Genomic DNA, 9,506 nt, shown 5'->3' with positions numbered 1-9,506 from the left:
CCGAGATGAACGTGTGCGTCGATGAGGCCGGGCGTGATTGTCAGCCCAGCGCAGTCCAGCACCTCCGCCCCCGTGGGTGGCGTGCCACCGAGTGCACTGATGCGCCCGTTTTCCACAGCAACAGCGCAGTTCTCGATCGGGTCGGCGCCCGTCCCGTCGATGATCGTTGCACCGGTCAGCCATACGACAGACATATTGAATGTTCCTCCGACGTGTACCGATCGCCGGAAGATTCCGCCGACATACCGAATAGGGTTCGGTTAGTATGATGCATATCGGCTCCCGAAATCAAGGAGTTGTCATCACTCGATGAAGTCCGAGATTGCTGACGAATCCCTCACCAGGAGAATCGATGCCGCGTCCCACCCAGCCGATACTGTCCACGCGAAACATCACCGACGCGGCTCTGGATGCTGTCGACGCGACCGGCGACTTCACCATGCCCGGGATCGCCAAGCAATTGAACGTGACTCCGTCTTCGCTCTACACACATATTTCGGGTCGATCCGAGATCGTCGAACTCATGCGCATCCGCGTGATGTCGTCGATCTCTGTCCCCCACCCACCCCCAGGATGGAGCGAACGGATCAGCGCGTGGGGGTGGGCCTATCGCCGAGCTGCCGTCGAACATTGGCGCCTCATCCCGCTACTCATGACACGCAGCGTCCGCACCGAGGTGACTTTTGATATCGATACTGCACTGGTTCAAGCATTTTCGGACGGCGGTTTCGATCCGACCGACACTCGTCACGCAATCTCCACGCTGGACAGTTTGGTTCTCGGATCCGTCGTGAAACTCTCGACGCCGGATGTCGCGTGGACTCAATCCTCGAACCCGAGCGAGGTCACGCGCGAGGCTACGACCCCACTGCGAACCGACGACACGTTCGACTTCGGCCTGCGAACCCTGATCGCCGGATGGATGGCTCAACGCGTTGTTCGTCTGTATACCGAACCTCATTCGGATTCCGACGTCACCTCACGGTGAACGACCTGGTGTGCCATCCCGTGGCACCACCGGGAATCGGCGGAGTGCGCTCTTCCACCTGAACGTTCCCGTCCAAATCCGTCGCTCTGACCTGCACCGTGTGCAAACCCGAGCCTGCATCCCACATCCACGACCATTGACGCCAGGTGTCGATCGAGTACTCCTGCGCCAGTGTCGCCGGTTGCCATTCACCGTTGTCGACGCGAACCTCGACCTTCTCGATCCCGCGATGCTGCGCCCAGGCCGTTCCCGCCACCAGCACCTGGCCCGGCTCGATGGGAGCCAGAGCTGCCGGCACCTCGATACGCGAGGACGTCTTGATCGGTGCCTGCGCACCCCAACCGCGCTGGGTCCAATAGGCCTCGACCTTGTCGAAACGCGTGAGTTCCCACTCCGTCACCCACTTGGTGGCGGAGACGAAACCGTACAGACCGGGAACGACCTGCCGAACGGGATAGCCGTGCTCGAACGGCAACGGCTCACCGTTCATCGCCACGGCGAGAATCGCGTCACGGCCGTCGGTGACTATCTCGACCGGGGTGCCGACTGTGAAGCCGTCGACGCTGGTCGAGAGGAGCATGTCGGCGTCGGGATGGACACCGACTTCGTCGAGCAGGTCCTTCATGGGATAACCGATCCACTTCGCGTTCCCGGCCAGAACGCCGCCCACCTCGTTCGAGACACACGTCAGCGTGATGACTCGCTCGATGGGCGTTCGCGCCACCAGATCGTCGAACGACAACGTCATCTCGCGGTCCACCATTCCGTGAATCCGCAGTTCCCACGAATCCGTCGTCAATTGCGGAACGAGGAGTGCAGTGTCGATTCGGTAGAAGTCGTCGTTGGGCGTGATGTATGTCGACGCACCCGCAATTGCGATATCCGCACCCGCCGGGATCGGCGGCGCCGGGTCAGCGGCGGTGGGCACGACAAAGTCTTCACGATTCGCTACTGCTCCGGCGATTCGCTGACCCACGAACTTCCCGGCGGCACCCGCTGCCGCAGCCACTGCCAACGCCGCACCTGCCAGCAGAAGGAACTGACGACGAGGCAACCACGAGTCGGCGACGCCCGGCGAGAGCGGCACTTCGAGTTGTGTGATCAGCAACCGCAAGGTTGCGACGCCCGCCACCACACCGACCAGCGTCGGGAACACGTACATCGCATCGGCAGTCGGGCGCTGCATCGCCGCATACACACCAACCGCGCCCAGAAGAACGAGAATGACGCTGCCGATCGGGCGGCGTCGCCGTTCCAGGAGCCCGGCCACCGCACCGAGCAGAACGATCAAGATCGACATTCCGATGAACAGCGCCGGCTTGTCATTGGTACCGAAAGTATCGATCGCGAACTCGCGAGCCCACGCCGGCGTTCGGTCGACGGTAGTCGCACCTACCGCGTAGAAGGGCGACGCGTCCGGGTTGATCGGCAACGCAACCAGTTCACCGACGCCCAGGACGACAGCCGCGGCCAAGACCCCGGAGATCGCGTGAGCAGCCCATCTACGACGCGGTGGACGAGATTCGGTGCTCGGGTGCTCGTCGATGTTCTGTGTGACCATGTCGTCTCGGCTCTGTCGGTGCGAGTGGTGCTTCGATCGGATACCCGACATTCGGCGCTGCGGGCCATCCGGATGGGTGCACTCCTCCATCAAGAACTACTCCGAACTCGCGATTAGAGTGGGAACGATGACCGTCGACCTCAACAAGGACACGCTCCTGTGCATGTCGCTCTCCGGGCGACCGAGCAACATCGGCACCAGATTTCACAATTACCTCTACGAAGAATTGGGCTTGAACTTCGTCTACAAAGCCTTCACCACCGAAGACGTGCCAGCCGCGATCGCAGGCGTACGAGCACTCGGGATTCGAGGCTGTGGGGTGTCGATGCCGTTCAAGGAACAGGTCATCGAGCACATCGACGTCATGCATGATTCGGCCAGCGCCATCGACTCCGTCAACACGATCGTCAACGAGTCCGGAGTGCTGCACGCCTACAACACCGACTATCAGGCGGTGGCCGATCTACTGCGTGACAACAACGTCGACACGAGCCTGTCCGTCGCTGTCGCCGGCAGCGGTGGCATGGCAAAAGCAGTCGTCGCCGCGGTGCGCGACACCGGATTCACCGACGTCACCGTGATCGCCCGCAACCAGCAAGTGGGGTCATCGCTTGCGAAGCAGTACGGCTTCGACTGGCAGGCCGAACTCGGTGAGCTTCGTCCCGGTGTGCTGATCAACGCCACCCCGATCGGTATGTCCGGCGGCGCAGAAGCAGATGCACTGTCGTTCCCCGAGCACGCAGTGCGCGCCGCCGATGTCGTCTTCGACGTCGTCGCGATGCCTGCGAAGACGCGACTGATCGCGTTGGCGACCGAACTCGGCAAAACGGCGATCACAGGAGCGTCAGTCATTGCCCTTCAGGCCGCCGAGCAGTTCGTGCTCTACACCGGCGTGCGTCCGAGCGCGGAGCAGATCCAGCGAGCGTCGGAATACTCACGGGCGTAGGAACCACGTCGCCGTGAACGAGACCGGGGAGACTCCACCTCAACAACTCGCGCGGAACTTCAACGAGTTGTTGCAAGAGCTGCGCGTCGCGCTCTCTGGTGTGCAGATCCTGTTTGCCTTCCTGCTAGCCGTGGCATTCACCGAACGCTACGAGGAAGCGTCGGCGTACATCCGCGGCATCCACTTGGTGACGGTGATCCTTGTTGCCATCTCGTTCGGGTTCCTGATGGCACCCGCGGTCTGGCATCGCATGCTTTTCCGCCGTGGGCACCGCGAGAACATATTGCCCGTGGCCAACCGATTCGCCCTGTGCGGCATAGCCTTTCTGGCCGCCTCCATGACCGGCACGGTCCTGTTGATCGCCGAGGTCGCCGTCGGCGGAGTTGCCGCAAAGGTTTTGGCAGCGTGCGCCGCGATCATGTTCACGGCACTGTGGTTTCTCGTGCCGTCATTCATCGATCGCACCAAGAGCTGACTCAGGCTCCGGTTTCGACGGCGCGAGTGCTGTCGTTGGACCACTGTGACCACGAGCCCGGGAACAGCGTCGCGTCGTAACCAGCGATCGCGAGCGCCGCGATCTCGTGCGCGGCAGTCACTCCGGATCCGCAGTACACCGCCACCTTGTCTCCGACGCCCAGTCCGGCGAATCGCTCACGCAGGTGGGTCGTATCCAGGAATCGCCCGTCGCCGGTGATGTTCTCGGCGGTCGGCGCGTTCACCGCACCGGGGATGTGCCCTGCGACGGGATCCATCGGCTCGACCTCGCCGCGGTACCGCTCCCCGGCTCGGGCGTCGAGAAGGACACCGCCCTCGCTCGTCCAGTTGCCGACACCGTCGATGTCGACAGTCGGCATGTTGCCGCCGGTGAAAGTCACGTTGCCCGGGCTGACGGACTCGCCGATACCGGCCGCCAACGGCAGTCCTGCGGACTCCCAGGCCTGCAGCCCGCCGTCGAGCAGTCGGACATCCGAGAGTCCGGCCCACCGCAGCAGCCACCAACCACGGGCAGCGGCCGTGTTGCCGGTGGCGTCGTAAATCACCACCGAATCACCGTCGTCGATTCCCCAACGACGCGCCGCGGCCTGCAGGTCTTCGAGACTCGGCAGCGGATGCCTTCCCTTGCCCGGCGACGGCGGCGAGGCAAGTTCCTCGTCGAGGTTCACGAATACCGCACCGGGAATATGGCCGTCGCGAAAATGCTGCTCGCCGTTCGAATCACCCAGCGCCCATCGGACATCGAGCAATCGCGGCGCAGCGCCGGCCTCGATGAGAGCGGACAGTTCTTCGACGTCGATCAGCACGGGAAGTGTCATGAACCCATCCTGACACGACCACTCATGCAACCCCGAAGAAGGCACCGAGGCCCACCAACAACACTCCCGTCACCACGTCGATTCGCTTGCCGACGCCAGGGCGACGCAGCTTCTTGCCGGCTCCGGCCGCCAACACCACCACGATCGCCCACCACAGTGCCGCGGCGCCCACCGTCGCGCCCGCCAACATCAACGTCCGCAGCCCTGCGCCTTCACCCGGCTCGATGAATTGCGGGAGTAGCCCGAGAAAGAACAACAGCGCCTTCGGATTCAGCAGGTTCGAGAGGAAGCCGTAGCGAAATGCCGTGGTGACCGCGATCGGTTCTTTCGCTGCCGGAATTCCCTCGTCCGAGGCTCGGGCTTTGAAAGCACTTCGAATCGCGGAGATGCCGAGCCAGGTCAGATATGCCGCCCCGGCGTAGGTGAGCGCGGAGAGCAACTGTGGCCGTGTCGCCACAAGTGCGGAGAGACCCAGTGACGCGGCAGCAGTGTGAACGAAGAGCCCGGAAATCACACCGGCGGCCACCACCGCGCCGGTCCGACGATCTGCCAGAGAATGACGCAGGATCAGGACAAAATCCGGCCCCGGCGTGAACAGGACGATGGATAGCAGGGAGCCGAAAGCGAGCCATTGACCGACACTCATCCGAAATACCTCACACCCGAGCTGATTCGAGACACATGTTCATGCCAGGAGTGTGCAACTGGATCCGGGAAGTTCAAAACGACTTCGGATATAGTTCGGCAGATGACGAAGAATGAGCCTCTGGATCCGGTGGACTGGAAGATTTTGGCCGAATTGCAGAACGACGCGTCGATCACCAACAAGGTGTTGGCCGATCGAGTCGGCTTGGCGACGTCCTCGTGCCACGAGCGCGTACGACGCCTACGTGCCAACGGAACAATCAGCGGTATCCATGCGGTTGTCGATCCGGCAGCCGTTGGCCGGTCGATGCAGGCGATCATCGCCGTTCAATTGCGACCACACCGCCGCGACCTCGTCGACCGGTTCACCGCCGACGCGCTAGCGCTGCCGGAAACGCTTGCGCTCTTCAACGTCTCGGGGCCCGAGGACTTCTTCCTCCACGTCGCGGTCCGTGACAGCGCTCATCTACAACGGGTATTGATCGACCACCTCGCCGCACATCCCGAGGTCTGGCACGCCCAAACGCACCTCATCTACGGCAAAGCGGTCACCTCACCCATCCGACCGGACAGGTAAATCGGGTCTGGGGCGGGTCGGGCAGAATCACTGACCATGTCGGACTCCACAGATACCACCGAACCGGAAGCCGTTCGCAGCAACTCGCAACCGATGAGCGCAGGCATCGTCACGGCCCTCGTCGGCTTCACCAGTTCGTTCGCGGTGGTGCTCACCGGCCTCGCCGCTGTCGGTGCGGATGCGACCGAGGCGGCGTCCGGACTGCTGGTTCTGTGTGTGACCCAAGCGTTGGGAATGCTCTGGCTCTCACGCCGGTATCGGATGCCGATCACCCTGGCCTGGTCGACGCCCGGTGCCGCTCTGCTCGCCGGCGCCGGAGCGGTCGAGGGTGGGTGGCCGGCCGCGGTCGGAGCATTCATCGTCGTCGGAATCGCGATCGTGCTGACCGGACTGTGGCCGACGCTCGGAAGGATCATCTCGGCAATCCCGACGCCCCTCGCGCAGGCGATGCTCGCCGGGGTTCTGATGCCGTTGTGCCTGGCGCCGATCATCGCCGTCCGGGACGCACCGGCAGCGGTCGCGCCCGTCATCCTGGTTTGGCTTGCCGCGCAGCGCTTCTCCAAGCGGTGGGCGGTTCCGCTCGCGTTTCTCACAGCAGCGGTCGTGATCGGGATCAGCCTCGTCACGTCGGATCGAGTGCTCGACGCCGGCGCCATGATTCCCCGCATTGATCTCACCGCGCCGTCGTGGACCTGGCAGGCAATGATCGGCATTGCGATTCCCCTCTACATCGTCACGATGGCTTCGCAGAACATTCCCGGTGTGGCCGTGATGAATTCGTTCGGATACACCGTTCCCTGGCGACCGTCGATGATCGTGACGGGTATCGGCACCATCGTCGGCGCACCGGCCGGTGGCCATGCGATCAACCTCGCGGCGATCAGCGCAGCCCTGGCCGCCGCCCCCACCGCACATCCGGATCCCAAACGTCGATGGATCGCTGCCTTCACCGCAGGCTGGGCGTATCTCGTTCTCGCTGCCGGCGCGGCCGCGGTGGCCGCTCTGGTAGCCGCCGCACCGGCCGGAGTCGTGGAAACTGTTGCCGGACTGGCGCTCCTGGCAACGCTTGCCGGCGCCCTCACGTCGGCGCTGAGCGAGGCGAGTGAACGTGAAGGCGCCGTGGTCACGTTTCTGATCGCCGCATCCGGGGTCAGTATCCTGGGAATCGGTTCGGCATTCTGGGCGCTGTTAGTGGGGCTGATCGTGCGCGCCGTCCTACAGGGCACCACCCTGCCCCCACTCTCGCGAAAGTCCTCACTACAGTCGAAGCCGTGAGCACAGCGCAGACGCCCCCGTCGATCAGCGAGTTTCCCGTTCTCTGGCCCGTCCCGACGCGGTGGGACGACAACGATCACTACGGCCACGTCAACAACGTGACCTACTACTCGTACTTCGACACCGCGGTCAACGCCTGGCTGATGTCTTCCACTGGAACCGACATCCGCACCCTGCCTGCCATCGGCGTCGTCGCCGAGACGTCGTGCCGGTACCTGAGCGAGCTGTCGTTCCCCGAGCCGTTGCAGGTGGGTATCTCCGTCGAGAAGCTGGGCACCAAGAGCATCGTCTACGCCCTGGCGATATTCCACGAGGTCGACGGTGGCAATTGGGAACCCGCTGCCACCGGCCGCTTTGTCCACGTCTACGTCGACGCCGACACCCGTAAGCCGGTGGAGATCCCGGCGGCCATCAGATCGGCAGCCGGGATCTTGACCGAAAACTAGCTCAGGCCGAGCTGATCTGCCGTCAAGACGGCGCGTGCAACGATTCCGTCGATCAGCGCGACCGTCGGGCCGCCGTGCTCGGCCTTGTTGCGCGGATCGTCGAGAATGCGTCGCAGCACGCCCTCTGCGATGATCGAGAGCTTCCACAGAGCGAGTACGTGCCAGTATCCGACCGCTGACACGTCGCGGCCAGTCGCCTCGACGTAGGCAGCGACCAGCTCGTCACGGTTCGGGAAGCCTTCCAGCGTGGACGCCATGAACGGACCGGCAACCTTGTCACCGGCTTCCGGCCAGTACGCGAGTAGCGCACCGCGATCCGCGAGCGGCTCCCCCAACGTGCACAGCTCCCAGTCGACGACGGCAACGATGCGCCCCTCGGCCGGATCGGTGATGACGTTGTTGAGGTGGAAGTCGCCGTGAACCAACGTCACTTCGTTCTGTTCCGGAATGTTTCGGTGCAGAATCTCGGCCAATCGGTCGACATCCGGAACATCGCGGGTCTTCGACTTCTCCCACTGCGCCGACCACCGCTTGAGCTGACGCTCGGCAAAGGGCTTGCGGCTGGCCAGGTCGTCCAGCCCGGTCTCTTCCAGGTCAACTCCGTGGATGCTTGCGAGGGTTTTGGGCATCGCCAAGCCGACCGCGCGACGCTCGTCCTCGGTCAACTTCTGAGCCACCGGAACGCCGTCGATCACAACGCCGTCGATGTAGCTCATGAGGACCAGCGGAGCGTCCGTGATCTCCGGATCTTCCGTGATGCCGAGGATCTTCGGAACCGGCACTTTGGTTCCCTGGAGCGAGGACAGGATGCGGTGCTCGCGAACGACGTCGTGCGCGGACGCCAACAACGTGCCGAGTGGAGGTCTGCGCAGTACCCACCGTCCTCCGCCCGCATCCGTCACGGAGTAGGTCAGGTTCGATTGCCCGTTACCGATCCTCTCGAAAGTCAGTGGTGTCGTGGCGCCGACCCCCAGTTCGGCGATCCACGCGGAAACAGCTTCTTCGTTCAAACCGACTGCAGTCACCGCACCGATGCTAGCGGTTGAAGTCCGATCGGTTGGCCGTACCGACACGTTTGTTACTCGCCAGTTCGCAGTTCAGGTCTTGATACGGCAGTGAAAATACTTGCGGATTTCCCAATCAGGGGGATCCTGATGGTAGAGCGACAACTGCATACGACACATCGGGATTGTGCGGCGTACTCACGAGGCGCGCCGGGCATGAGCAGAAACCGAGGTGAGCGAAGATGATCGACAACCTCGATTATCCGGTCCAACTCATCCAACCGAACGGCGCACGAGTGTGCCGTCCCGAATTCGACCGCCTGATAACAGACATCGGGCCTGACGAACTGCTGTCGTTGTATCGCGATCTCGTCGTGAGTCGCCGCATCGACACCGAAGCTGTTGCCCTGCAGCGTCAAGGCGAAATCGGTTTGTGGGCTCCGATGCTAGGACAAGAAGCCGCCCAGGTCGGTTCCGCGAGAGCGCTCGCCCCAGACGACTTCGCGTTCACCAGCTACCGCGAACATGCCGTCGCGTACTGCCGGGGTGTTCCCCCCGAATTGCTGACCACCATGTGGCGAGGAATCTCCCATTCCGGTTGGGATCCAGAACAATTCAACGTCACCAACCCGGCGATCGTCGTCGGCTCCCAAGGGCTGCACGCCACCGGATACGCACTCGGCGCACACCTGGACGGCGCCGAGATCGCAACGATCGCGTACTTCGGCGACGGCGCCACAAGTCAGGGCGA

11 protein-coding genes and 1 pseudogene are annotated in these 9,506 nt (G+C 63.3%); 7 read left to right on the top strand and 5 right to left on the bottom strand.

Going from position 1 to position 9,506, the window contains the following annotated elements; genetic code table 11:
* Window positions 1-194, bottom strand: a pseudogene (locus tag A2J01_RS14700) (amidohydrolase family protein); the annotation flags it as partial.
* Window positions 195-352: 158 nt separating this feature from the next.
* Here A2J01_RS14700 and A2J01_RS14695 point away from each other — a divergent pair.
* Window positions 353-988 (top strand): TetR/AcrR family transcriptional regulator C-terminal domain-containing protein, encoded by a 636-nt coding sequence (locus tag A2J01_RS14695; protein WP_054187324.1) that lies wholly within the window; start codon window positions 353-355, stop codon window positions 986-988.
* On the opposite strand, the gene A2J01_RS14690 is transcribed toward A2J01_RS14695, so the two are convergent.
* Window positions 975-2,549, bottom strand: a complete 1,575-nt coding sequence (locus A2J01_RS14690) for a molybdopterin-dependent oxidoreductase (protein ID WP_064112976.1) — start codon at window positions 2,547-2,549, stop codon at window positions 975-977. The genes A2J01_RS14695 and A2J01_RS14690 overlap by 14 nt on opposite strands.
* 127 nt (window positions 2,550-2,676) lie before the next feature.
* Between A2J01_RS14690 and A2J01_RS14685 the strand changes: the two genes are divergently transcribed.
* Both A2J01_RS14685 and A2J01_RS14680 read left to right on the top strand, forming a co-directional pair.
* Window positions 2,677-3,495 (top strand): shikimate 5-dehydrogenase, encoded by an 819-nt coding sequence (locus A2J01_RS14685; RefSeq protein WP_064112977.1) that lies wholly within the window; start codon window positions 2,677-2,679, stop codon window positions 3,493-3,495.
* Between the two features lie 13 nt (window positions 3,496-3,508).
* Window positions 3,509-3,970 (top strand): DUF6328 family protein, encoded by a 462-nt coding sequence (locus A2J01_RS14680; protein ID WP_003941357.1) that lies wholly within the window; start codon window positions 3,509-3,511, stop codon window positions 3,968-3,970.
* Between the two features lies 1 nt (window position 3,971).
* On the opposite strand, the gene A2J01_RS14675 is transcribed toward A2J01_RS14680, so the two are convergent.
* Together A2J01_RS14675 and A2J01_RS14670 are read right to left on the bottom strand one after the other, a co-directional pair.
* A complete protein-coding gene (locus tag A2J01_RS14675; protein ID WP_064112975.1) occupies window positions 3,972-4,808 on the bottom strand; it encodes a sulfurtransferase in 837 nt (278 codons plus the stop codon).
* A 22-nt stretch (window positions 4,809-4,830) separates the two neighbouring features.
* Window positions 4,831-5,454 (bottom strand): LysE family translocator, encoded by a 624-nt coding sequence (locus A2J01_RS14670; protein ID WP_064112974.1) that lies wholly within the window; start codon window positions 5,452-5,454, stop codon window positions 4,831-4,833.
* Window positions 5,455-5,556: 102 nt separating this feature from the next.
* On the opposite strand from A2J01_RS14670, the gene A2J01_RS14665 reads away from it, so the two are divergent.
* From A2J01_RS14665 to A2J01_RS14655, 3 genes are read left to right on the top strand one after another with little or no spacing between them, the layout of a single operon-like run.
* Window positions 5,557-6,030, top strand: a complete 474-nt coding sequence (locus A2J01_RS14665) for an Lrp/AsnC family transcriptional regulator (RefSeq protein WP_003941284.1) — start codon at window positions 5,557-5,559, stop codon at window positions 6,028-6,030.
* 36 nt (window positions 6,031-6,066) lie between these two features.
* On the top strand, window positions 6,067-7,305 hold the full coding sequence (locus tag A2J01_RS14660) for a benzoate/H(+) symporter BenE family transporter (protein ID WP_064112973.1): 1,239 nt from the start codon (window positions 6,067-6,069) through the stop codon (window positions 7,303-7,305).
* Complete coding sequence (locus tag A2J01_RS14655) at window positions 7,302-7,751, top strand: acyl-CoA thioesterase (protein WP_064112972.1); 450 nt, start codon at window positions 7,302-7,304, stop codon at window positions 7,749-7,751. Before A2J01_RS14660 ends, A2J01_RS14655 begins: the two co-directional genes overlap by 4 nt.
* On the opposite strand, the gene A2J01_RS14650 is transcribed toward A2J01_RS14655, so the two are convergent.
* Window positions 7,748-8,776 carry a phosphotransferase family protein gene (locus A2J01_RS14650; RefSeq protein ID WP_064112971.1) on the bottom strand — a complete coding sequence of 343 codons (1,029 nt, stop codon included), beginning with the start codon at window positions 8,774-8,776 and terminating at the stop codon, window positions 7,748-7,750. The two genes, A2J01_RS14655 and A2J01_RS14650, sit on opposite strands and share 4 nt — an antisense overlap.
* A gap of 221 nt (window positions 8,777-8,997) precedes the next feature.
* Here A2J01_RS14650 and A2J01_RS14645 point away from each other — a divergent pair.
* A partial coding sequence (locus A2J01_RS14645; protein ID WP_269455318.1) for a thiamine pyrophosphate-dependent enzyme occupies window positions 8,998-9,506 on the top strand: 509 nt, incomplete at its 3' end.

Origin of the sequence: Rhodococcus sp. EPR-134 (assembly GCF_001647205.1) — a bacterium.
In the GTDB taxonomy this organism is placed as follows: Bacteria; Actinomycetota; Actinomycetes; order Mycobacteriales; family Mycobacteriaceae; genus Rhodococcus_F; species Rhodococcus_F qingshengii.
This window is presented reverse-complemented; position numbering and strand designations above follow the sequence as displayed.